Annotated in this window: 24 protein-coding genes and 1 pseudogene; 12 read left to right on the top strand and 13 right to left on the bottom strand. The window is 58.9% G+C overall.

What is annotated here, in order from left to right:
- Positions 1–144 precede the first annotated feature (144 nt).
- On the top strand, positions 145–513 hold the full coding sequence (locus BK660_RS12120; RefSeq protein WP_123433494.1) for a PilZ domain-containing protein: 369 nt from the start codon (positions 145–147) through the stop codon (positions 511–513).
- Between the two features lie 118 nt (positions 514–631).
- On the opposite strand, the gene radA is transcribed toward BK660_RS12120, so the two are convergent.
- Genes radA through BK660_RS12105 form a run of 3 tightly spaced genes read right to left on the bottom strand, consistent with a single transcriptional unit; the run spans position 632 to position 4,188 of the window.
- Positions 632–1,999, bottom strand: coding sequence for a DNA repair protein RadA (gene radA, locus BK660_RS12115; protein ID WP_008040321.1), 1,368 nt, complete (start codon positions 1,997–1,999; stop codon positions 632–634).
- 45 nt (positions 2,000–2,044) lie between these two features.
- Positions 2,045–2,587, bottom strand: coding sequence for an ankyrin repeat domain-containing protein (locus BK660_RS12110; RefSeq protein ID WP_123433493.1), 543 nt, complete (start codon positions 2,585–2,587; stop codon positions 2,045–2,047).
- Between the two features lie 59 nt (positions 2,588–2,646).
- Positions 2,647–4,188 (bottom strand): catalase, encoded by a 1,542-nt coding sequence (locus BK660_RS12105; protein ID WP_123433492.1) that lies wholly within the window; start codon positions 4,186–4,188, stop codon positions 2,647–2,649.
- A 285-nt stretch (positions 4,189–4,473) separates the two neighbouring features.
- On the opposite strand from BK660_RS12105, the gene mscL reads away from it, so the two are divergent.
- Positions 4,474–4,887: a large-conductance mechanosensitive channel protein MscL gene (gene mscL / locus BK660_RS12100; protein WP_123433491.1), complete on the top strand. Its 414-nt coding sequence runs from the start codon at positions 4,474–4,476 to the stop codon at positions 4,885–4,887.
- 46 nt (positions 4,888–4,933) lie between these two features.
- Here the strand turns inward: mscL and BK660_RS12095 are convergent, their stop codons facing one another.
- A complete protein-coding gene (locus BK660_RS12095) occupies positions 4,934–5,710 on the bottom strand; it encodes a ferredoxin--NADP reductase (protein ID WP_123433490.1) in 777 nt (258 codons plus the stop codon).
- A gap of 353 nt (positions 5,711–6,063) precedes the next feature.
- Here BK660_RS12095 and BK660_RS12090 point away from each other — a divergent pair, with 353 nt between their 5' ends.
- Positions 6,064–6,774, top strand: coding sequence for a helix-turn-helix transcriptional regulator (locus BK660_RS12090; protein ID WP_123433489.1), 711 nt, complete (start codon positions 6,064–6,066; stop codon positions 6,772–6,774).
- Positions 6,775–6,951: 177 nt separating this feature from the next.
- The gene (locus BK660_RS12085) at positions 6,952–8,076 is read left to right on the top strand and encodes a methyltransferase (RefSeq protein WP_123433488.1); all 1,125 of its coding nucleotides are present in this window, start codon (positions 6,952–6,954) and stop codon (positions 8,074–8,076) included.
- 76 nt (positions 8,077–8,152) lie between these two features.
- Here BK660_RS12085 and BK660_RS12080 read toward each other — a convergent pair whose 3' ends face one another.
- The 3 genes from BK660_RS12080 to BK660_RS12070 all read right to left on the bottom strand — a co-directional run bounded on the left by BK660_RS12080 (position 8,153) and on the right by BK660_RS12070 (position 10,838).
- A complete protein-coding gene (locus BK660_RS12080) occupies positions 8,153–8,320 on the bottom strand; it encodes a DUF2474 domain-containing protein (protein ID WP_123433487.1) in 168 nt (55 codons plus the stop codon).
- A 70-nt stretch (positions 8,321–8,390) separates the two neighbouring features.
- Entirely contained in the window at positions 8,391–9,398 is a 1,008-nt protein-coding gene (cydB, locus tag BK660_RS12075; RefSeq protein ID WP_123433486.1) for a cytochrome d ubiquinol oxidase subunit II, read from the bottom strand.
- Positions 9,399–9,401: 3 nt separating this feature from the next.
- A complete protein-coding gene (locus BK660_RS12070) occupies positions 9,402–10,838 on the bottom strand; it encodes a cytochrome ubiquinol oxidase subunit I (RefSeq protein ID WP_123433485.1) in 1,437 nt (478 codons plus the stop codon).
- 487 nt (positions 10,839–11,325) lie between these two features.
- Here BK660_RS12070 and BK660_RS12065 point away from each other — a divergent pair, with 487 nt between their 5' ends.
- From BK660_RS12065 to BK660_RS12055, 3 genes and pseudogenes are all read left to right on the top strand, one after another.
- Positions 11,326–12,564 (top strand): MFS transporter, encoded by a 1,239-nt coding sequence (locus BK660_RS12065; RefSeq protein ID WP_123433484.1) that lies wholly within the window; start codon positions 11,326–11,328, stop codon positions 12,562–12,564.
- Positions 12,565–12,651: 87 nt separating this feature from the next.
- Positions 12,652–12,774: pseudogene (locus BK660_RS12060) on the top strand (type II toxin-antitoxin system RelE/ParE family toxin); the annotation flags it as partial.
- Positions 12,775–12,787: 13 nt separating this feature from the next.
- Positions 12,788–13,075 carry a HigA family addiction module antitoxin gene (locus BK660_RS12055; RefSeq protein ID WP_123433482.1) on the top strand — a complete coding sequence of 96 codons (288 nt, stop codon included), beginning with the start codon at positions 12,788–12,790 and terminating at the stop codon, positions 13,073–13,075.
- A gap of 7 nt (positions 13,076–13,082) precedes the next feature.
- Here the strand turns inward: BK660_RS12055 and BK660_RS12050 are convergent, their stop codons facing one another.
- A complete protein-coding gene (locus tag BK660_RS12050; protein ID WP_123433481.1) occupies positions 13,083–13,634 on the bottom strand; it encodes a DJ-1 family glyoxalase III in 552 nt (183 codons plus the stop codon).
- An 80-nt stretch (positions 13,635–13,714) separates the two neighbouring features.
- Positions 13,715–14,170 (bottom strand): DUF4879 domain-containing protein, encoded by a 456-nt coding sequence (locus tag BK660_RS12045; RefSeq protein ID WP_404942942.1) that lies wholly within the window; start codon positions 14,168–14,170, stop codon positions 13,715–13,717.
- A 214-nt stretch (positions 14,171–14,384) separates the two neighbouring features.
- On the opposite strand from BK660_RS12045, the gene BK660_RS12040 reads away from it, so the two are divergent.
- Together BK660_RS12040 and trmA are read left to right on the top strand one after the other, a co-directional pair.
- Positions 14,385–15,680, top strand: a complete 1,296-nt coding sequence (locus BK660_RS12040) for an NCS2 family permease (protein ID WP_123433480.1) — start codon at positions 14,385–14,387, stop codon at positions 15,678–15,680.
- The gene (trmA, locus tag BK660_RS12035; protein ID WP_123433479.1) at positions 15,677–16,756 is read left to right on the top strand and encodes a tRNA (uridine(54)-C5)-methyltransferase TrmA; all 1,080 of its coding nucleotides are present in this window, start codon (positions 15,677–15,679) and stop codon (positions 16,754–16,756) included. Before BK660_RS12040 ends, trmA begins: the two co-directional genes overlap by 4 nt.
- 54 nt (positions 16,757–16,810) lie before the next feature.
- Here trmA and BK660_RS12030 read toward each other — a convergent pair whose 3' ends face one another.
- From BK660_RS12030 to BK660_RS12020, 3 genes are all read right to left on the bottom strand, one after another.
- Positions 16,811–17,257, bottom strand: a complete 447-nt coding sequence (locus BK660_RS12030) for a DUF2442 domain-containing protein (protein WP_123433478.1) — start codon at positions 17,255–17,257, stop codon at positions 16,811–16,813.
- The gene (locus tag BK660_RS12025; RefSeq protein WP_123433477.1) at positions 17,254–17,682 is read right to left on the bottom strand and encodes a DUF4160 domain-containing protein; all 429 of its coding nucleotides are present in this window, start codon (positions 17,680–17,682) and stop codon (positions 17,254–17,256) included. Before BK660_RS12025 ends, BK660_RS12030 begins: the two co-directional genes overlap by 4 nt.
- Positions 17,683–17,896: 214 nt before the next feature.
- The gene (locus tag BK660_RS12020) at positions 17,897–18,100 is read right to left on the bottom strand and encodes a tautomerase family protein (protein WP_123433476.1); all 204 of its coding nucleotides are present in this window, start codon (positions 18,098–18,100) and stop codon (positions 17,897–17,899) included.
- A gap of 116 nt (positions 18,101–18,216) precedes the next feature.
- Here BK660_RS12020 and BK660_RS12015 point away from each other — a divergent pair, with 116 nt between their 5' ends.
- The 3 genes from BK660_RS12015 to BK660_RS12005 all read left to right on the top strand — a co-directional run bounded on the left by BK660_RS12015 (position 18,217) and on the right by BK660_RS12005 (position 20,570).
- Positions 18,217–19,128, top strand: coding sequence for a LysR family transcriptional regulator (locus BK660_RS12015; RefSeq protein ID WP_123433475.1), 912 nt, complete (start codon positions 18,217–18,219; stop codon positions 19,126–19,128).
- 141 nt (positions 19,129–19,269) lie between these two features.
- Entirely contained in the window at positions 19,270–19,710 is a 441-nt protein-coding gene (gene aroQ, locus BK660_RS12010; RefSeq protein ID WP_123433474.1) for a type II 3-dehydroquinate dehydratase, read from the top strand.
- 5 nt (positions 19,711–19,715) lie between these two features.
- Positions 19,716–20,570 carry a shikimate dehydrogenase gene (locus BK660_RS12005; protein ID WP_123433473.1) on the top strand — a complete coding sequence of 285 codons (855 nt, stop codon included), beginning with the start codon at positions 19,716–19,718 and terminating at the stop codon, positions 20,568–20,570.
- Between the two features lie 30 nt (positions 20,571–20,600).
- Here BK660_RS12005 and BK660_RS12000 read toward each other — a convergent pair whose 3' ends face one another.
- Positions 20,601–21,278 carry a TetR/AcrR family transcriptional regulator gene (locus tag BK660_RS12000; RefSeq protein WP_123433472.1) on the bottom strand — a complete coding sequence of 226 codons (678 nt, stop codon included), beginning with the start codon at positions 21,276–21,278 and terminating at the stop codon, positions 20,601–20,603.
- Positions 21,279–21,316: the final 38 nt, after the last annotated feature.

Raw genomic sequence — 21,316 nt, 5'->3', positions numbered from 1 at the left:
GAGTGGACAAGAAAGACAGCCACCCCGAGTTTAGCTCTCCTGACGGCAAAGGCCATACCCCGACATTGGTCTAGACACCCGCCTGCGCTGGCAGGCTTTAATAATGCGGGTCTATAGTCAGCGTACCTTTCCGAGGATTGCGCCATGAGCGAACACGCAGCCGACCGCCGCCGCTTCAAACGTATCGCGTTCGATGCCAAGACCGAGCTGAGCCAGGGGGAGTACATCTGGCCTGTGAAGTTGATTGATCTATCGCTCAAGGGGCTGTTGGTCGAGAAGCCCGAGCCGTGGCTGGGTAATCGGGAGCATCACTTTTGCGTCGATATTCGTCTGACGCCTGAAGTCGCGATCAAGATGGATGTGCTACTGACCCACGATGATCATGGCCAACTGGGCTTTGTCTGCAAACACATCAGCCTGGAATCGATTGAACGCCTGCGGCGGTTGATCGAACTCAACCTGGGTGACCCGCAAGTGCTGGAACGTGAGCTGGGCGCCCTGATCGAAGTCTGAACCCACCACAAACCCACTGTGGGAGCGAGCCTGCTCGCGAAAGCGGTATGCCTGTCGACTTAAATGTTGAATGTCAGACCGCATTCGCGAGCAGGCTCGCTCCCACAGGGATTGTGGATTATTCGAATAAAGCGTCGAGGGCCTGTTCCAGTCGGGTGACGGCAATAATCTGCAACCCCGGCGGTGCCTCTTTCGGCGCGTTGCCCTTGGGCACGATGGCGCGCTTGAAGCCGTGCTTGGCGGCTTCTTTGAGGCGTTCCTGGCCGCTAGGCACCGGGCGCACTTCGCCTGACAGGCCGACTTCGCCAAACACCAACAGATCATGGGGCAATGGCCGGTTGCGCAAACTGGACATGACGGCCGCCATCAATGCCAGGTCAGACGCGGTCTCCAACACCTTCACGCCACCGACCACGTTGAGAAACACGTCCTGATCATGGGTCGGAATGCCGCCGTGACGGTGCAGGACCGCCAGCAACATCGCCAGGCGATTCTGATCCAGCCCCAGCGTGACCCGGCGCGGGTTGGCCAAATGGCTGTCGTCCACCAAGGCCTGGACTTCCACCAGCATCGGCCGTGTCCCTTCCCACGTCGCCATGACCACACTGCCAGGGACTTCTTCCTGAGCGCGTGTGAGAAAAATCGCCGACGGGTTGGAGACTTCCTTCAGTCCCTTGTCCGTCATGCCGAACACACCCAATTCGTTGACCGCGCCGAAACGGTTTTTGACCGCACGCAGCAAACGCAAACGCCCATCGGATTCGCCTTCGAAATACAGCACGGTATCGACCATGTGCTCCAGCACACGGGGACCAGCCAGTGCGCCTTCCTTGGTCACGTGACCGACGAGAAAAATCGCGGTGCCACTCTGCTTGGCATAACGCACCAGCAACGCCGCACTCTCGCGCACCTGAGAGACACCGCCCGGTGCCGATTGCAGTTGTTCGGTGAAGATCGTCTGGATCGAGTCGATCACCATGACCTTGGGCTTTTCCACCCGGGCCGTGGCGATGATGGTTTCGATGCAGGTTTCGGTCATCACCCGCAGTTGGTCCTGCGGCAAGCCCAGCCGGCGGGCGCGCATGGCCACTTGTTGCTGCGATTCTTCGCCGGTGACGTACAGCGCCGGCATGCTCTTGGCGAGGTTGCACAAGGTTTGCAACAAGATGGTCGACTTACCGATGCCCGGGTCACCGCCGATCAGCACCACCGAACCGTCGACCAAGCCACCGCCCAGCACCCGATCGAGTTCACTGGAGGCTGTGGAAAAACGCGGGATTTCTTCGACACTGACTTCGGCCAGGGTCTTGATCTGGGCCTGCTGGCCGGTCCAGCCGGTGCGACCGCTGGGGGCGGCGGCGCCACCGCTTTCCACCATGGTTTCGGTCAGCGTGTTCCAGGCCCCGCACTCGCCGCACTGGCCGGCCCACTTGGGGAAGGTTGAGCCACACTCGGTGCAGCCGTACATGCGCTTGGCCTTGGCCATCTGAACTCCCGGCAAAAACCGCGATGATAGCTCAGCTGACGTCAATCAGCGCGGCGCGGCGGTACGGATTTCGCCGTTGGCCAGACGCGTGGCACTGTTGCCCAACGGATCTTCGGCCTCCAGGTCCGCGCCTTTGGCCTTGAGTGCGTCGAGCAGTTCGGCACGCTTGAACAATCCGGCGTACATCGCAGCCGTTTGCCCCGCGCCGTTGCGTTGGTCGGGACTGCAATCGGTCGCCAACAAGGTTCGGGCAATCTGCACTTCCCCTTTGAAAATCGCCCCCATCAATGCCGTGTTGCCTCGCTGGTCCTGAGCACAGGCATCCGCGCCGGCGGTGAGCAAACGCTCCACTGCGGCGGTCTGGCCGTGATAGGCCGCCAGGATCAGCGCGGTGTATCCCTGACTGTCGCGAGTGTCGAGTGAGTAGCCAGCTTCAATGAACGTGTCGAGCATGGGCACATCGCCACGGCGGGCGGCGTCGAAGTAGTAATCCTGCAGTTGAGCAGACAGCGCCGCCGAGTCGTCGCGGGGGGTGGAAAAGGCACTGGTCGAGAGCAACGCCAGCCACACAAACAGATAAATACGCATCGCAAACTCCTTGGCTAGACGGGACCTCACCGGAGGTCCCGCTTTTCAGGCAAACGCGGTCAGTCAACCAGGTTGGCCGCCAGCGCTTTGACCCGGCTCAGGTCACCCTTGGCCACCTTGGTCACGCCTGTCCCGTATTCCGGATCGGCTTTGTAGAGGAACGACAGGATGATGTGCTTGCTCTCGTCATCGGTTGTCGCAAGCGAACCACCAAAACTCTCGATCAAGTCGTTCCGCTCTTTTTTACTGAAGGAGCGATACAAATCACCGGCCTGCTTGAAGTTTTGCTCGCGCTGGATCTTCGCCTGCTGGGTGCTGCCCGTCAGCGCCGATTGGCTGTAACGCGCGGTTTGCGGCTCTTCGCGGGGCATCAAACGGCTCGGCTGATAATTCACACCCGTGCTGCTGTGACCGATGTTCATCGCACCGTCCTGATTACCGTTATTCACCGCAACTTTTGGCGCATTGATCGGCAACTGCAGTGCGTTGGCACCCAGACGATAGAGTTGAGTATCGGCATAAGAGAACACTCGCCCTTGCAAAAGGCGATCTTCCGAAGGCTCGATACCGGGAACCAGATTGGCCGGAGCCATCGCCACTTGTTCGGTTTCCTGGAAGACATTCGAAGGATTACGATCCAGGATCATTTGTCCAACTTTTCGTTCAGGAATTCCAGGCCAGATCTTCGTCGCATCCAATGGATCGAAATCAAACTTGTACAAGTCCTGAGATTTTACAACCTGAACGTACAAGTCCCATTTCGGAAAGTCACCCTTGTTAATATGAGTGACCAAATCATTGGTCATGTGGCTGTAATCTTTTCCTTGGACTTTCGACACCGACTCAGGATCGAGATTATTAACTCCCTGCAAACTCTTCCAGTGAAACTTCACGTAATGCACATCGCCTTTGGCATTAACAAACTTGTACGCATGCACACCGTTTCCGTCCATCTCCCGATAACTGGCCGGTGTGCCAGCGTTGGAATACAACTCGGTCAGGGTGCGAGTGGCCTCCGGAACATGGGAGAAGAAATCAAATCGCCGCGAATCATCGTCGAGGTTGGTGCGCGGGTCTGGTTTGAACGCGTGGACCATGTCTGGAAACTTGATCGCGTCACGGATGAAGAAGGTCGGGAAATTATTTCCCACCAGGTCCCAGTTGCCGTCGGCGGTGTAGAACTTGGTGGCGAAACCACGAGGGTCGCGCAGGGTTTCCGGCGAATGGTTGCCATGAACAACAGCGGAGAAACGCACGAACACCGGTGTGCTCTGACCGCCGGCAAACACTTTCGCCTTGGTCAGGTCGCTCAGGTCATTGGTCACGGTGAAGGTGCCGTGGGCGCCAGTGCCACGAGCATGCACCACGCGTTCAGGAATGCGCTCACGGTCAAAGCGCTGCAGCTTCTGGATCAGTTGCACGTCCTGCAACAGCACCGGGCCTGTGGCACCCGCCGTTTGTGAGTTCTGGTTATCGCCCACGGCAGCACCGTTATCACGGGTCAGGTTGGCAGCATGGACGGAGAAGGACAGCAGGCTGGCGGTTAAAACGCCAAGGGTACGCCAATGGGGAAAGGCCCCCAGGCCAAGGGTAGAAGTCATATCAGGTTCCTCTGTTTTCAAGGCGCACTCCCAGTGCGCTGAACCGAGGCTAGAGGCCGAACCGGTGAAACTTAAATAGAAAAAACGCAACGTGATGATTCAGATATTTATGTCGCTAATCAGTCAGTTAGCGCGTATTTCGCGCGCGATTAGTGGCACTTTGCAAACTAATTGCCGGCAGACAGGTCGATAGTCACGAGCATTGTAATGAGGTGTTTCGAGCACGAGCCGTTTTGCTGAATTACACTGCCCCCACCAACCTCATCTGTAACAAGGAAATAACCTATGGGCGTGATAAGTGAGTTCAAGGCCTTCGCGGTCAAAGGTAATGTGATCGACATGGCCGTCGGTATCATCATCGGCGCCGCCTTCGGCAAGATCGTTACGTCGTTTGTGGGCGACGTGGTCATGCCGCCCATTGGCTTGCTGATCGGCGGGGTGGACTTCAGTGATCTGGCCATTACGCTCAAGGCTGCCGAAGGCAATGCCCCGGCGGTGGTGCTGGCCTACGGCAAATTCATCCAGAGCCTGATTGACTTCATCATTGTCGCTTTCGCGATTTTCATGGGGATCAAGGCGATCAACCAACTGAAGCGCGAAGAGGCCGTAGCCCCGACACTTCCACCGGTTCCAACCAAGGAAGAAGAGTTGTTGAGCGAGATCCGCGATCTGCTCAAGGCCCAGAACGATCGGCCCTGAAGGCTGCTTGCACACAGAAACGGCGCCCCTGAGGCGCCGTTTTTTTTTACCAGAAGTTTTCCACAGCCACTTGGCCTGGACGTCGACTGAGGCTCAGGTGCATATCGCGCTGCTTGAGCAGTTTGCGCGTGTCATCGATCATCTGCGGGTTCCCGCAAAGCATGACCCGCGAATGCTCGGGTGTCAGCGCCACGCCTGCTGCCCGCTCCAGCTCGCCATTTTCGATCAGCGTGGTGATTCTTCCATTCAGCGCACCAGGATGTTGTTCGCGAGTAACGGTGGCGATGAACTGCAATTTGTGAGCGTATTCGGCCAGATAATCGCGCTCCGCTAACCCCGCAATCAGCGCCTGATAAGCCAGTTCCCGGGCCTCGCGCACACTGTAGACGAGGATGATGCGTTCGAATTTCTCCCACACCTCAAAGTCCTGCAGGATCGACAGGAACGGGGCAATGCCGGTGCCCGTGGATAACAACCAGAGGTCACGCCCATCGACGAAGCGGTCCGGGGTCAAATAACCAAAGGCCTGGCGGTCGACCAGCAAGGTATCACCGACCTCCAGTCGACTGAGCTCGCTGGTGAACTCACCGCCCGGCACCACGATAGAGAAGAATTCGAGAAACTCGTCATAGGGCGACGACACCATCGAATAGGCACGCCAGACCGTACTGCCATCGGCCTTGGTGACACCTAGCCGGGCGAACTGACCGGCCCTGAAGCGAAAGCCCGGATCTCTTGTGGCTCGCAGCGTAAACAGGTTTGGGGTCAACGGCTGGACGTCGAGCAAGGTTTGGCGAGTGTATTTTTCGGCACTGGCGGTCATGGGACGCTCCATTGAACTGATATCACCAGTGTCGCGCAAAGCCGGCGATGTAAACACCGGTGATTTGTAGTGTCTTTGGAAATGAGATCTACTGCCTATTGTATTAGTTGTACAGTTACTTACGCATTGTAAATGGCTTTGATCAAAGTTGTACAAAACACAACAAGTAGAATGATATACGCCATGTGAAATTAACCTCATGAACCTGAACATCTAAGAACCAGATATGCACTTTCGATAATTTTCAAGAGCAAAAAAATTGCAGCGCATTTGTAGGATTGCTCCTACACTCGGGGCGTGCTGGATCTCGGATCCAATTTGCACCCCCAAGATACCCGCGTGGAGTTTCTACAATGGAAATGTGGAAGAAATCACAATTAAGACAGTTATCCGATGCCAGGGAAATCAAGTCTGCCTATGAGATCTCACTCGATCTCATCCAGAATCTCGGCTTCAATTTCTGTTCTTTTTCAATTACATCCCCGGAAGCACGGCATCTTCACGACACCCTCAACTTTAACAACTACCCATACGACTGGAATACGAAATATGAACAAGAACACTACGGTGACATAGATCCAATACTGGCTCATTGCAGACGATCAGTGCTGCCCATTCTCTGGGAGGATGAAGTCTTCTCAAAGACACCCCAGCTGAGGCTCGCGCAAAAACAACAAGGCTTGCAGCACGGCTGGTCACAATCGGTTCATGATGGCAGCGGACTTTGCAGCATGTTCAGCCTGGCCAGAAGCAGCAGCCCGATCTCGGCCTATGAGCTGTATGAAAACCTGGGCTATGCCATTTTCATCAGCCACCAGTTGCATGGACTCGTGGCTCAAAAGCTGCGACAACGCCTGCCGACGGCAAGCACACCTCATTTATCGACGCGCGAAATTGAAATCCTGACATTGTCCGCCGACGGCAAGACGGCTTACGAGTGTTCCAGAATCCTGAGCATCAGTGAACGCACCATCAATTATCATGTGCAAAGCTGCATCCACAAATTTGGGGTGAACAACAAGATTGCAGCCGTGATAAAGGCGGTGAGGGTGGGCGCTATCTGAATCCATTCAGTACGAAGAAAACCCACGGGTAATCCAGCCGAAAAAAACGTACCATTTGCGGCCCCCTGAGTGATGTCGTATATAACTTCACGACGCAGTGCACTCGGCCGGTCCCGCCTGCTACAACGCCTCCGGCCGCGGGACACCACACCCGTTGACTACCCAGAGCCCCGCCTCATGCCCCTGCTCGAAACGCCCTTTGCCCAACTCGACCTGATCCGTCAGCCAGAACAGCAGAACGAACCGCTGCAAGCGTTCGATGCTGCCGACGAATACCTGCTCAACCACCTGGCCGAACAACAGCCCTCGGCCGAGACTCGGGTACTGGTGTTGAACGACAGTTTTGGTGCATTGGCCGCCAGCCTCGCGGGCAAGGTCCGGGTGATCAGCAGTGGCGACTCGTTCCTGGCCTTTCAGGGGCTGGAAAAAAACCTGATCCGTAACGGCCAGGCGTTTGACGCCGTGCCGAGCGTGCCCGCCAGCGAAGCGTTCAGCGGCCCGTTTGACCGGGTATTGATCCGGGTGCCAAAAACCCTGGCGTTGCTGGAAGAACAACTGATTCGCCTGCAAAGCCAACTGGCGCCGGGCGCGCAGGTGATTGCGGCGGCGATGATCAAGCACTTGCCTCGTGCTGCCGGTGATCTGCTGGAGCGCTATATCGGCCCGGTACAGGCCTCCCTGGCGGTGAAAAAGGCCCGGCTATTGATCGCCACACCAGAAGCAAAAACCCCGGTCGTGTCCCCCTACCCTTCGCGCTATCAGCTGGATGAACCGGCCATTGAACTGCTGAACCACGCCAACGTGTTCTGCCGCGAAGGGCTGGATATCGGTACCCGGGCGTTTCTGCCGCACCTGCCGAAAAACCTCGGCACCGCACGAGTCGCCGACCTCGGCTGCGGTAACGGCGTGCTGGCCATTGCCAGCGCGCTGCAAAACCCTGAGGCGCACTACACGCTGGTGGATGAGTCGTTCATGGCGGTGCAATCGGCCGCCGAAAACTGGCGCGCGGCGCTGGGCGACAGAGCGGTCATTGTGCGGGCCGGCGACGGTCTGGCCGGGCAGGAATCGCAATCCCTGGACGTGGTGTTGTGCAATCCGCCGTTCCATCAACAACAAGTCGTCGGCGACTTTCTCGCCTGGCGCATGTTCCAGCAGGCCCGCGAGGCGCTGGTGGTGGGTGGTGCGCTGTACATCGTCGGCAACCGTCACCTGGGGTATCACAGCAAGCTCGCACGGCTGTTCCGCGGCGTCGAACAAGTGGCCGCCACGCCAAAATTCGTGATTCTCAAAGCCCGCAAATAAACCTGGGCAAAAAAAACCCTCCACGCAGGAGGGTTGTGAATCCGTGCCTCCAAGGCAACGGGATGGGATCGGATCTTCAGTGTGTGGTCAGGCCTGCCGCATTCATGAACATGCGCATCAGGCTGGCCACGATAAACAGGGCGCCGACGCTACCGGCCCAGATCAGGGCCAACCATCCAAGCCGCTGCAACAGCGGTTTTTTTTCGGCTTCTTCAATGTCGTGCAGGGAATGTTTACCGGTCATTGCATCGATCCTCAGGTAGATCGATGGCGCCTGTCAGGGCGCCATCGCGAGCACGCTCGCTCCCACAGTGTCAGTGATAACCGTCTTCGTGGGTGACCTTGCCGCGGAACACGTAGTAGCTCCAGAAGGTGTAACCCAGGATGAACGGGATGATGAATAACGTGCCCACCAGCATGAAGCCCTGGCTTTGCGGGGGTGCGGCGGCGTCCCAGATCGAGATCGACGGCGGCACGATGTTCGGCCACAGGCTGATGCCCAAACCGCTGTAGCCGAGGAAGATCAGCACCAGCGTCAACAGGAACGGCGTGTAGTGCGCATTGCGGGCGACGGCGCGGATCAAGCCATACATGGTCACCAGCACCAGAATCGGCACCGGCATGAACCAGAACAGATTGGGCAGCGTGAACCAGCGCGCGGCGATTTCAGCGTGGGCCAAAGGCGTCCAGATGCTGACAATACCGATCACCGCCAACACCACGAAGGCCAGGGGCCTTGCCAGGTTGTGCATTTGCTCTTGCAGCTTGCCTTCGGTCTTCATGATCAGCCAGGTGCAACCGAGCAACGCATAAGCCACCACCAGCGCCACCCCGCAAAACAGGGTGAACGGGGTCAGCCAGTCCAGCGAACCACCGGCAAACTGGCGATTGACCACCGGCAACCCATCAATGAAGGCGCCCAATGCAACGCCCTGGAAGAAGGTCGCGGTGACGGAGCCGCCAATGAAAGCCTTGTCCCAGAGGTGGCGCTTGTCGTCCTTGGCCTTGAAGCGAAACTCGAACGCCACGCCCCGGAAGATCAGCCCGATCAGCATCAGGATCAGCGGCAGGTACAACGCCGAAAGCACCACCGAATAGGCCAGCGGGAAAGCGCCAAACAACGCCGCGCCGCCCAGTACCAGCCAGGTTTCATTACCGTCCCAGACCGGGGCGACCGTGTTCATCATCACATCACGGTCGGTCTTGCCCGGGATGAACGGGAAGAGAATCCCGATCCCCAGGTCAAAACCGTCCATGACCACGTACATCATGATGCCGAAGATGATGATCACGGCCCAGATCAGCGGAAGATCAATACCCATGACTCAAATCTCCTTGGTCAGGCTGTGGTCACTGTCGGCGCCATCATCGTCAGCGGCGGACAACGGACGGGCCGGTGTGCGTTTCTGCCCAGGCCCACCGTCGTTGGTTTCCTTGCCTTCGTCGATCTTCGGCCCTTTGCGCACCAGGCGCATCATGTAGCCCAGACCCGCTCCGAACAGCGCGAAATACACCACCACGAACAGAATCAACGTGATGCTCATCTGCAGGAAACTATGGTTGGAAGAGGCGTCCGCCGTGCGCATCAGTCCGTAGACTACCCACGGCTGACGGCCGATTTCGGTGGTAAACCATCCCGCGAGGATTGCGATCAGGCCCGACGGCCCCATCCACAACGCCAGGTAAAGGAACGGTCGCGAGGTATAGAGCTTGTCGCTCTTGCGCAGCCAAAGGCTCCACAACCCGGTGAAGATCATCAGGAAGCCGAGGCCCACCATGATCCGGAACGACCAGAACACGATGGTCGAATTGGGCCGGTCTTCAGGCGGAAATTCCTTGAGCGCCGGGACTTGCTTGTCCAGCGAGTGGGTGAGAATCAGGCTGCCGAGGTACGGAATCTCGACGGCAAATTTGGTCTTCTCGGCTTTCATGTCCGGCCAGCCGAACAGGATCAACGGCGTCGGTTCATCGCCGATGTTTTCCCAGTGACCTTCGATCGCGGCAATTTTCGCCGGCTGATGCTTGAGCGTGTTGAGGCCGTGGAAGTCACCGATCACGGCTTGAATCGGCGCCACGATCAAGGCCATCCACATGGCCATCGACAGCATGGTGCGGATTGCAGGGTTGTCCTTGCCGCGCAGCAAGTGCCAGGCCGCCGAAGAGCCGACGAAGAACGCGGTGGCGACGAATGCCGCCGTCGCCATGTGCATCAGGCGGTACGGGAATGACGGGTTGAAGATCACCGCCAGCCAGTCGGTGGGAATCACCTGACCGTTAACGATTTCGAAACCCTGCGGCGTTTGCATCCAGCTGTTGGACGCCAGGATCCAGAAGGTCGAGATCAGCGTGCCGATAGCCACCATGACCGTGGCAAAGAAGTGCAGTTTGCGCCCGACCTTGTTCCAGCCAAACAGCATGACCCCAAGGAAACCGGCTTCGAGGAAGAACGCGGTCAGCACCTCGTAGGTCAGCAGTGGTCCGGTCACTGATCCGGCGAAGTCCGAAAAACGACTCCAGTTGGTGCCGAACTGATAAGCCATCACCAGTCCGGAGACCACCCCCATGCCGAAGTTGACGGCAAAGATCTTCGACCAGAAGTGATACAGGTCGCGGTAGGTGTCGTTATGGGTTTTCAGCCACAGACCTTCGAGTACCGCAAGGTAACTCGCCAGGCCAATGGTGATGGCCGGGAACAGGATGTGAAAAGAGATGGTAAACGCGAACTGCATTCGGGCGAGATCAAGTGCCTCTAAACCGAACATAAGTCTTCCTCTGTCAGGTAATACGGCTGCTGGCTGGAAGCCTGCACCCAACGGCCCCCACGGGTATGGAGTGCGGCGAATTCGAATTCGTTCTTTTTATTGAAAGCCTCACAACGCAGGGAGTCTGGCCTGGTGGCCGCCGGATCAATTCCTTGTAGGGTTTTGATCTGGATCAATCAACGTTGAAAGAGTAGTCCCATTTGCGGGGATGAACCGCGTGGTCTTTTGCCGCGTGACAAGTTGCCTCATGACCTTGGACACGCGTCGCAATACTTTCCCTGTGGGAGCGAGCCTGCTCGCGAAGCGCGTGTGCCAGGCAGTTCGGTATCGACTGATAGGCCGCCATCGCGAGCAGGCTCGCTCCCACAGGGGGAAATGGGTGTGTTTTCGAGATCGGTGTCTAGCTAACTATATTTTCGGCGACCGCAACTTCTGGTTACAGGTTGGTGATAACCTCGCCCATCCCCTCTCCCAGATTTCCCCGCAGATGCCCAGCCAAGAGCCCTTGCTGTTACGTCATCACCGTCCTTTCATCGCGTTCTGGCTGGCTCGGGTGTTTACCGCCAGTGGTTTTCAGATGCTCACCGTGGCCATTGGCTGGAACCTGTACCAGTTGACCGGCAATGTGCTCGATCTGGGCCTGGTGGGGTTGGTGGAGTTTGCCCCGCGCGTGCTGTTCATGCTGCACACCGGGCACGTCGCGGACCGCTATGACCGGCGCAAAGTCGCGGCGATCTGCCAGTCGCTGCAGGCGCTGATCGCCCTGTCGCTGGCCATCGGCAGTGCCACCGATCACGTCACCCGGGAAATGATCTTCATCCTCGCGTTCCTGCTCGGCGCCGCGCGCTCCTTCGAAATGCCCACCACCCAAGCCCTGTTGCCGAGTATCGTGCCCAGCGCGCTGTTTCCCCGCGCGGTGGCCGCCGCGCAATCGGCGCAACAATCAGCCACCATCGTCGCCCCGGCGCTCGGCGGTTTGCTCTACGCCTTCGGCAGCGTCTGGGTGTATGGCCCGACCGTGATCCTCTACATCATTGCCTGCGGGCTGATGCTCAACTTGCCGGCCCGGCAGACGCCGCTCAACAAGGGCAAGGCGACGCTGGATTCGCTGCTGGCGGGTATCCGCTTCATTCGCAGTCGCCCGGACATTCTCGGGGCGATCTCGCTGGACCTGTTTGCGGTCTTGCTCGGTGGCGCGACGGCGCTGCTGCCGGTGTTTGCCAAGGACATCCTGCTGACCGGCCCGTGGGGGCTGGGCCTGCTGCGCTCTGCGCCAGCTGTCGGCGCGCTGTTGATGTCGCTGTTCCTCGCGCGGTTTGCGGTTGAGCGCAACGTCGGACGGGTGATGTTCACCGCCGTCGGTGTGTTCGGCGTCGCCACCATCGCCTTCGGCCTGTCGACCTCGTTCTGGTTCTCGCTGGCGGTGCTGGTGGTGCTGGGCGCGGCCGACATGATTAGCATGGTGATCCGCGCCTCGTTCGTGCAACTGGAAACCCCGGACGAAATGCGCGGCCGGGTCAGCGCCGTGAACGGCCTGTTCATCGGCGCTTCGAACCAATTGGGCGAATTCGAATCCGGGCTGACCGCCCACTGGTTCGGCACCGTGCCGGCGGTAGTCATGGGCGGGATTGGCACGCTGGTGGTAACCGGGGCCTGGGTGAAACTGTTCCCGACGTTGGCCAATCGCGATCGTATGCATGTGCCGGTGGAGGAAGTGAAGGTCTGAAGCAGGTGCCTGGCACAAATTTTCCGACCAGGTGCGATACATAGATACCGCATCAGGTGTAACGTATCGCCTTACACTTGCCCCATGATCAATCCACTCAGAGGGGAGTTGGCCGAATTCTGGTCGCTGAGTGTTTCAGGGAACTGGCGAGTTGTTTTTCGGTTTATCGGTTCAGATATCGAACTGGTCGACTATCTGGACTACCACTGACAGGAGGCAGGCAATGCCCATGCACAACCCGCCACACCCTGGCGAAACACTCTTGATGGATGTGTTACCCGAACTCGGCATCAGCGTCACGGAGCTGGCCCGCCATCTGGGTTTTGCACGACCGCACCTTTCTCGGGTTCTGCATGGCCACGCCCCCATAAGCCCTGACTTGGCCGTGCGTCTGGAGCGGGCGGGGATTGGCAAGGCTCGCATGTGGTTAGGGGTTCAGACTGATTACGATCTCTGGCAAGCGGAACAGCGCGAACAACCGGCGATCAAGCCCATCGCCATGCACGCCTGACACTTCCTCACGTCAGCAACTCCCCCTCCACCGCCATGCGCGTGGCTTTGCCGCAGAGTTGCTCCACCAGCGTCAGGGCAAATGCCAAGGCGGCCCCGGAACCCTGGGCGGTCACGCAGTTGCCGTCGACCACCACCGGTTGGTCAACGAAATTGCAGCCTGACAGCTGATGACTGGCGGAGGGCAGGCACGTCATGCGCCGCTGACGCAACACGCCGAAGTGTTGCAGCGCGACCGCCGGGGCTTCGGCGATGCCGGCGAACAGACGCCCGGCGGCGGCTTGATCCTTGATCAGTTGTTGCAGGGGTTGATGGGCCGCCAGGTGTTGCGCGCCCACGGCGCCGCCCGGCAAGGCGATCAAATCGAACGGCTGGGCCAGCAAATCCACCAGCATGGCATCGGCCGTCAGCCGGGTGCCACGGGCGCAGGTGAGCATGCGCCGCCCCTCGATGCTGGCCACCACCACTTCAACGTTGGCGCGGCGCAACACATCGATGAGGGTCACTGTTTGCAGGTCGTCGATGCCCTCGGCGAGGGTAATCAAAGCTCTAAAGGTCATGGGCGCAATCCACAGGATGATCTTTAAAGCGTAGTCAGCTTTCCTGACGCTTGTTCGAGCGCAGCCGTTACTTGCTGCCGTTATTTGATGTAGAGCTGCGTCGACATCGTGTTGCCCGGCGAGTTGATCGAGGTGTTGCTGAAGGTGAAGTTGCCGCTCTGCTTGCCGTCCAGGTCCATGACGTACAGATAGCCGACGGTTTTTCTCCCGACAGTACACTCGGTCAGGTTACCGGTATCAAACGCACATACCGGCGTGCGGGTGCCGTTCACTTCAAAACCGTCCAGTGCGACATACGCCTGACGGCCATAGCCGACCTCCAGCACGTAGACCTTGATGTGCGGTCCGCTATGGTCGCAGCGCGTCTGTTCCTGCCCCTCGGCGATGTCTTCAAACCCGCAACCGGGCGATTCGACCTTGAGCACTTTCAGCTGGCTCAACGCTGGCGCCATCGCGGCCGAAGCATTTTGTGCCCCCAACAACAAGGCCATCACGACGCCAATGACGGCGATCACACGCGTTTTCATGCAATACATAACGACCCCCAAAACCAGCGCGCAGTATGGCTCACTTCGCTTGACGGCAAAACATCGACGACGATCGCAGCCATAAGCAGCCATAACCCCACGCTGCTGGTATGATGCGCGGCTTTTTCCGGCCCACAGTAATTTCCCAGGCGCGTTCAGCGGTCTGTGCTTTGCTGTTGAGGTCGATACATTCACGGCGCCGGGCGCGCCACGGGGAGCAGACATGCTGGAAAGGCTGTTTCAACTCAAGGCACACAACACCAACGTGCGGACCGAGATTCTGGCGGGCGTCACGACTTTCTTGGCCATGGCCTACATTCTGTTCGTCAACCCGAGCATCCTCGGCGAGACCGGCATGGACAAGGGCGCGGTGTTCGTCGCCACCTGTCTGGCCGCGGCGATTGGCTCCACGATCATGGGCCTGATCGCCAACTACCCGATTGCGCTCGCGCCGGGAATGGGCTTGAACGCCTTCTTCACCTACACCGTGGTCCTGCATATGGGCCACACCTGGCAAGTGGCGCTGGGTGCGGTGTTTATCTCGGCGGTGTGCTTCTTCCTGCTGTCGATCTTCCGCATCCGTGAATGGATCATCAACAGCATCCCGTTGCCGCTGCGCTCGGCGATTGCCGCCGGTATCGGCCTGTTCCTGGCGCTGATCGCCCTGCACAACGCCGGTATCGTGGTCAGCAACCCGGCGACCATGGTCGGCCTCGGTGACCTGAAACAACCGGCACCGATCCTCGCGACCCTGGGTTTTGCCCTGATCGTTGCCCTCGAAGCCCTGGCCGTGCGCGGCGCCGTGCTGATCGGCATTCTGGTGGTGACCATCGTCTCCATCGTGATGGGCTTCACCCCGTTCGGCGGCGTGATGTCGATGCCACCGTCGCTGGCCCCGACCTTCATGCAACTGGACATCAAAGGCGCACTCGACATCGGTCTGGTCAGCGTGATTTTCGCCTTCTTGTTTGTCGACTTGTTCGACAACTCCGGCACCCTGATCGGCGTCGCCAAGCGCGCCGGCCTGATGGGCAAGGACGGCCACATGCCGAAAATGGGTCGCGCCCTGATCGCCGACAGCACCGCGGCCATGGCCGGTTCGCTGCTGGGCACCTCGACCACCACCAGTTACATCGAATCCGCAGCCGGCGTCAGTGCCGGTGGCCGTACCGGTTTGACCGCTGTGGTGGTCGCGATTCTGTTCCTGCTGGCGCTGTTCTTCTCGCCATTGGCGTCCAGCATTCCGGCATTCGCTACCGCACCGGCGCTGCTGTTCGTCGCCGTACTGATGACCTCCGGCCTGGCCGAAATAGACTGGGACGACATCACCGTTGCCGCACCGGTCGTGGTCACCGCGCTGGCCATGCCGTTCACGTATTCCATCGCCAACGGCATCGCCTTCGGCTTCATCTCCTGGACCGCCATCAAGCTGATGTCCGGTCGCGGCCGTGAGCTGAACCCGGCGCTGGTGATTCTGTCGATTCTGTTCGTGATCAAGTTGGGTTGGTTCAACGCATGACTTTTGATTCCCAGGCCTACGCCGTTCAGCTCGAAGAAAAGGTCACGCGCCTGCGTGACCTGCTGGCCCCGTTCGATGCGCCAGAACCGGCGGTGTTCGACTCTGCGCTAAAGAACTTCCGCCTGCGCGCCGAATTCCGCCTGTGGCGTGAAGGTGGTGAACGGCACTACGCAATGTTTTCCCAGGAAGACAAACGCACGCCGATCCTGATCGAAGAGTTTCCGATTGCCAGCCTGCGCATCAATGAACTGATGCCACAGCTCAAGGCAGCCTGGAAAGCCAGTGCCGCCCTGAGCCACAAGCTGTTCCAGGTGGAGTTCCTGACCACCCTGGCCGGCGATGCGATGATCACCCTGTGCTATCACCGCCCGCTGGACGAGCACTGGCATACTGCGGCCACGAAACTGGCCGCCGACCTGAACGTCAGCATCATCGGTCGCTCAAAAGGCAAACGCGAAGTGATCGGTCACGATTACGTGGTCGAGCAACTCGAAGTCGGCGGTCGCACCTTCAGCTATCGCCAGCCGGAAGGCGCATTCACCCAGCCCAACGGCACCGTGAACCAGAAGATGCTCAACTGGGCTTACGACGCTTTGGGTGATCGCCCGGACGATTTGCTCGAGCTGTACTGCGGCAACGGCAACTTCACCCTGCCGCTCGCGACCCGCGTACGCAAAGTGCTGGCCACCGAAATCAGCAAGACCTCGGTCAACGCAGCGCTGAGCAACCTCAGCGAAAACGCGGTGGATAATGTCACCCTGGTGCGTCTGTCCGCCGAAGAGCTGACCGAAGCGCTGAACGAAGTACGCCCGTTCCGTCGTCTGCAGGGCATCGACCTCAAGAGCTACGAGTTCGGTAGCGTGTTCGTCGATCCGCCCCGCGCCGGCATGGACCCGGATACTTGTGAGCTGACCCGCCGCTTCGACAACATCCTCTACATTTCCTGCAACCCGGAAACACTGGCGGCGAACATCGCCCAGTTGCACGACACGCATCGCATCACTCAGTGCGCGATGTTTGACCAGTTCCCGTGGACGCATCACATGGAATCCGGGGTGTTGTTGACCCGTCGCTAATTGCAGTTGCCCTTACAAATCAGCCGTCATGCCGACGGCTTTTTTGTGGGTGAATCAAAGCGTCGTGTCGATCTTGCGCGGACGACCGCCCTTTTTGCCATTGGCCCGCGCAGCCTCGGCCTTGGCGACACTGCTTTGGCGACCATTGCGCGAGGCAATGACTGAAGACGCCATGTCCATCAGCGGCTTGCTCGCTGAAATCAGTCCTGCGATGGACACCTGTAAATCACTGCCCTCATGGCAGAGCGCGGTTCCCGCAAAGCCTACCTTCAAGCCCGCGAAGTCCTCATCGTCAAAGCCATCGAACTCCGGGTAATTCTTCGCCGGCAGGAGCACGCCGCTGCCGTCTTCGAAGCTGATGACCAGGCTATGTCCGGTCCAGGTCACGGCTCTCGCATTCAAACCGCTGCGACGGCTCAACTCGCCTCGCGCAATGGCCTGTTCCAGCGTTTCTTCGGTGACGGGGCGATCCGCCTGAATGCTCGCCTGTATTGTTTTCATAATTCGATTTCCACTCCTTCCGCAGCCCCTGCCAGGGACAGCAGCGTTTTGTTCGCTTCGGGCTCGTAACTGGCCGAGACAATCAGGTAAGTCGTGCTGGCGATTCGTTTCATCACGACCACTTCATCGCCCTCCCAATCCCACAACTGATTATCGAGGCAGGCGGTGCGCAATTTGCTCCACCAGAGGCTACGCGCTCGCCGTAAATGCGCCGGATGCCGTAACGCCAGACGCAATTCCTCCAGCAACGCTGAAGGTGGGCGCTGTGAATGAGGAACGACATCCCAGAGCTCCACGCCGTTGTGCCAGAAACTGAATTTGAAACGTGCGCTCCACGCCTGTGCATCGACGTGGACATGCGGCGGGCAATGTTCATCACGCAACATGATGACCAACGAAAAGCCCTTGTAGCGACATACGTTCATGCTAACCCATCCGTTAGGTTATGGAGTGCCAGATTCTCCATTCCTTGAAGAACCCGATAATTGGCGGTTGATCCGTTTGATGATCGACCCAGTTTTGAGCCTAGCGCTTGAACGTTTTTTGACTCGCCGATGACGACGCCAAAATAGTAAGCAATCCTTTCACTGTGCCCACGAAAAAGCCGCCACGAGGGCGGCTGTCTTAATCTGTAATCCATCAATCTGCGGACTTCAGGTGCTCGGTAACGGTCAGGCCCGCATGCCCCCAGTTATCCTTGTCCACTTCCTCGATCACGATGTGGGTCAGCTCTGGAGGCTTGCCGAGGACGCGCTGCAACGTCTCGGTGATTTCAGCGATGACCTGGGCTTTCTGCTCTCGGGTAACACCGTCACGGGTAATACGCACGCTGACGAAAGGCATGATGCTGCTCCTGTCCGGTTATCAAAAAAGACGCCGCGCCAGTAAAGCACTGCCACGGTAATTTCATCTACAGTGACGCGATTCAACCCTTCATTTGATCCCCGGTGTAATCAATCATGCAGCGTGTCTTCGATGATCTTCAGCTGGGCAGCATCGAGCTGTTTTGCCTCGCCGCCGAGGCCGGCAGCTTTACGGCTGCCGCACTGGTGGCCGGCGTGACGCCGGCCGCCGTCAGCCGTTCGGTATCGCGCATGGAAGAACGCTTGGGCGTGCGGCTGTTTGCGCGCACCACCCGCAGCGTGAAGTTGACCGACAGTGGTCGTCGTTACTACGAAGAATGTCGTCAGGCACTGGCGCAACTGGTCGAGGCTCAGCGCGAGGTCATGGGCCAGCAGCAGCAACCGTCCGGCACCTTGCGCATCAGCATTCCCACGACTTATGCACACCACCGGATCTTGCCGTTGCTGCCGGCGTTTCGGGCGCGCTTTCCCGACGTAAAGGTCGAGTCGCACATCAGCAATCGCAACATCGATTTCGTCGGCGAAGGTTATGACATGGCGATACGCGTACGGGCCATTCCGGACTCCGGCCTGATCGCCCGACATCTGGAAGACGCCGCGCTGGTGATGATTGCCAGCCCCGACTACCTCAAGCGCGCAGGCACTCCACAAACACTCGACGATCTCGCACAACACGAATGCATCCAGTACGAACTGCCCAGCAGCGGCCGGCGGATCGCCTGGCTGTTCAATGAAAACGGCACACCGCGGGAGATTCTCGCCGAGGGCAGTCTCAGTTGCTCCGACGATGTGCTCGGTGGCGTGACCCTGGCCAAACACGGGGCGGGGCTGTTTCAGACCTACCGGTTTATCGTCGAAAACGAACTGGCCAATGGCTCGCTGGTGGAAGTATTGAAGCCTTACAGCGGCCGCTCGCGACCGTTCACGTTGCTGTATCCGCAAAGCCGCCATGTGCCCCTGAGGTTGCGCGCCTTTATCGATTTCCTGGTGGAGCATTTGCCGCGATAAACAGCGCGATTGTCCGATCACCGCACACAAATCCCCGTCGAGACGTCTCTTCAATTGACCGAATTAACCAGCTAGTACAATTTATCTCCACAGGCTGAAACCTACAGCCGATTCCAAAAATAATAAGTGGAGAGACCCTCGATGCCCCCTATCGTTCTGGTGCTCAACGGCCCGAACCTGAACCTGCTCGGCACCCGTGAACCGGCAACTTATGGCCACGAAACCCTGGCAGACATTTCGGCGCTGTGCGCACGTGCCGCTGAAGAATTCGGCCTGGCCGTGGAGTTTCGCCAGACCAACCACGAAGGTGAATTGCTCGACTGGATTCACGCCGCTCGCGGCCGTTGCGCCGGGATTGTCATCAATCCGGCCGCGTGGACCCACACCTCGGTGGCGATTCGCGACGCCCTCGTCGCCAGCGAACTGCCCGTGATCGAAGTCCACCTGTCGAACGTCCACGCTCGCGAGCCATTCCGGCATCACTCGTTTGTCTCGGCCATCGCCACCGGGGTGATGGCCGGTTTCGGCAGCCACGGCTATCGCCTGGCGCTGGAACATTTCAGTCTGAAATTGAAGGGGTGAATGCGATGACTCAGCACCACAGCGTATTGGCCGGGCTGATCGGCGCCGGAATCCAAGCCTCCCGCACACCGGCGCTGCACGAGCATGAAGGCGAAGCGCAGGGCATGCGCTACCTCTATCGCCTGATCGACCTGGATCAGCTGAAGCTCGACAGCAACGCCCTGCCCGACTTGCTGATGGCCGCCGAACGGATGAACTTTACCGGGCTGAACATCACCTTCCCGTGCAAGCAGGCGATTATCCCGTTGCTCGATGAACTGTCGCCGGAAGCTCGCGGCATCGGCGCGGTGAACACAGTGGTATTGAAGGACGGCAAACGCATCGGCCATAACACCGACTGCCTGGGTTTTGCCGAAGGATTTCGTCGCGGCCTGAAGGACGCTGCCCGTGAGCGCGTCGTACAAATGGGCGCTGGTGGCGCAGGTGCGGCAGTGGCCCACGCGCTGTTGAGCGAAGGCGTACAACTGCTGAGCATTTTTGACGTCGAGCCAAGCCGTGCGCAGGCATTGGCGGACAATCTCAATCAACACTTCGGGGCTGGCCGTGCAGTGGCCGGGTACGATTTGCCGAGCACCTTGGGCCTGGCTGATGGCTTGGTGAACACCACGCCCATGGGCATGAAAAAACTGCCGGGCATGCCGGTGCCGGTCGAGTTGCTTCGCACAGCATTGTGGGTGGCGGAGATCGTGTACTTCCCGCTGGAAACCGAACTGCTGCGCAACGCCCGCGCACTCGGTTGCCGCACGCTGGATGGCGGCAACATGGCGGTGTTTCAGGCGGTGAAGGCGTTTGAATTGTTCAGCGGCGTGGTGCCGGATGCGCAGCGAATGCTCGCGCACTTTCAGAGCATGAACGACTGAGGGGATGCGGTGAGGGCCCCCCCCCTCACCTCAGGCTTGCAGGTAACGCAAAACCGACTCGCAAATCATCGCCCGGTGACGCTGCTTGATGGCTTCGTCCGGCAAGTCGATCTGGAAGATCTCACCGAAGGTATGACGGTTCGACACGCGATAGAAGCAGAACGAACTGATCAGCAGATGCACATCCAGCGGCACAAGCCCTGCGCGGAACAGCCCCTCCTCGGCACCGCGACGCAGAATCTCGCCCAGTGCATCGAGGATCGTATTGTTCATGGCCTTGATCGCATCGGAGCGCTTCACGTATTCAGCATTGTGAATGTTCTCGATGCTGACGATGCGCACGAAATCGACGTTGTGATCATGGTGATCGAAGGTGAACTCCACCAGGCGCCGAATCGCGTCAACCGGTGCCAGCTCGGTCAGGTGCAAGCGGTTTTCAGTGTTGCGAATGTCGCCGTAGAGCTTTTCCAGCACCTCGACGTAGAGCTGTTCCTTACTGCCGAAGTAGTAATAGATCATGCGTTTGGAGGTGTGGATACGCTCGGCGATGGCATCGACGCGAGCACCGGAAAGCCCCTGTTGGACGAACTCGACAATCGCCTCTTGAAGGATGTTCTCGCGGGTCTTTTCCGGGTTGTTCTTGCGGCTCTTGCGGGGCTCGGCGATCGGTTCGACGGGCACTGCGGAGCGTTCTGAAGTCATTGTCATTGCGGGCTCACGGCCATCACTGCACAGGCTGGCGATTA

This window comes from Pseudomonas brassicacearum (assembly GCF_003732265.1).
Lineage (GTDB): Bacteria > Pseudomonadota > Gammaproteobacteria > Pseudomonadales > Pseudomonadaceae > Aquipseudomonas > Aquipseudomonas brassicacearum_D.
Note: the sequence above shows the minus strand (reverse complement) of the source record. Positions and strands in the feature narration are given on the sequence as shown.

Excerpts from the sequence above, each read along its gene's own strand:
- BK660_RS12120 (WP_123433494.1), top strand. The coding sequence starts at position 145 with ATGAGCGAACACGCAGCCGACCGCCGCCGCTTCAAACGTATCGCGTTC.
- radA (WP_008040321.1), bottom strand. The coding sequence starts at position 1,999 with ATGGCCAAGGCCAAGCGCATGTACGGCTGCACCGAGTGTGGCTCAACC.
- BK660_RS12110 (WP_123433493.1), bottom strand. The coding sequence starts at position 2,587 with ATGCGTATTTATCTGTTTGTGTGGCTGGCGTTGCTCTCGACCAGTGCC.
- BK660_RS12105 (WP_123433492.1), bottom strand. The coding sequence starts at position 4,188 with ATGACTTCTACCCTTGGCCTGGGGGCCTTTCCCCATTGGCGTACCCTT.
- mscL (WP_123433491.1), top strand. The coding sequence starts at position 4,474 with ATGGGCGTGATAAGTGAGTTCAAGGCCTTCGCGGTCAAAGGTAATGTG.
- BK660_RS12095 (WP_123433490.1), bottom strand. The coding sequence starts at position 5,710 with ATGACCGCCAGTGCCGAAAAATACACTCGCCAAACCTTGCTCGACGTC.
- BK660_RS12090 (WP_123433489.1), top strand. The coding sequence starts at position 6,064 with ATGGAAATGTGGAAGAAATCACAATTAAGACAGTTATCCGATGCCAGG.
- BK660_RS12085 (WP_123433488.1), top strand. The coding sequence starts at position 6,952 with ATGCCCCTGCTCGAAACGCCCTTTGCCCAACTCGACCTGATCCGTCAG.
- BK660_RS12080 (WP_123433487.1), bottom strand. The coding sequence starts at position 8,320 with ATGACCGGTAAACATTCCCTGCACGACATTGAAGAAGCCGAAAAAAAA.
- cydB (WP_123433486.1), bottom strand. The coding sequence starts at position 9,398 with ATGGGTATTGATCTTCCGCTGATCTGGGCCGTGATCATCATCTTCGGC.
- BK660_RS12070 (WP_123433485.1), bottom strand. The coding sequence starts at position 10,838 with ATGTTCGGTTTAGAGGCACTTGATCTCGCCCGAATGCAGTTCGCGTTT.
- BK660_RS12065 (WP_123433484.1), top strand. The coding sequence starts at position 11,326 with ATGCCCAGCCAAGAGCCCTTGCTGTTACGTCATCACCGTCCTTTCATC.
- BK660_RS12055 (WP_123433482.1), top strand. The coding sequence starts at position 12,788 with ATGCCCATGCACAACCCGCCACACCCTGGCGAAACACTCTTGATGGAT.
- BK660_RS12050 (WP_123433481.1), bottom strand. The coding sequence starts at position 13,634 with ATGACCTTTAGAGCTTTGATTACCCTCGCCGAGGGCATCGACGACCTG.
- BK660_RS12045 (WP_404942942.1), bottom strand. The coding sequence starts at position 14,170 with ATGTATTGCATGAAAACGCGTGTGATCGCCGTCATTGGCGTCGTGATG.
- BK660_RS12040 (WP_123433480.1), top strand. The coding sequence starts at position 14,385 with ATGCTGGAAAGGCTGTTTCAACTCAAGGCACACAACACCAACGTGCGG.
- trmA (WP_123433479.1), top strand. The coding sequence starts at position 15,677 with ATGACTTTTGATTCCCAGGCCTACGCCGTTCAGCTCGAAGAAAAGGTC.
- BK660_RS12030 (WP_123433478.1), bottom strand. The coding sequence starts at position 17,257 with ATGAAAACAATACAGGCGAGCATTCAGGCGGATCGCCCCGTCACCGAA.
- BK660_RS12025 (WP_123433477.1), bottom strand. The coding sequence starts at position 17,682 with ATGAACGTATGTCGCTACAAGGGCTTTTCGTTGGTCATCATGTTGCGT.
- BK660_RS12020 (WP_123433476.1), bottom strand. The coding sequence starts at position 18,100 with ATGCCTTTCGTCAGCGTGCGTATTACCCGTGACGGTGTTACCCGAGAG.
- BK660_RS12015 (WP_123433475.1), top strand. The coding sequence starts at position 18,217 with ATGCAGCGTGTCTTCGATGATCTTCAGCTGGGCAGCATCGAGCTGTTT.
- aroQ (WP_123433474.1), top strand. The coding sequence starts at position 19,270 with ATGCCCCCTATCGTTCTGGTGCTCAACGGCCCGAACCTGAACCTGCTC.
- BK660_RS12005 (WP_123433473.1), top strand. The coding sequence starts at position 19,716 with ATGACTCAGCACCACAGCGTATTGGCCGGGCTGATCGGCGCCGGAATC.
- BK660_RS12000 (WP_123433472.1), bottom strand. The coding sequence starts at position 21,278 with ATGACAATGACTTCAGAACGCTCCGCAGTGCCCGTCGAACCGATCGCC.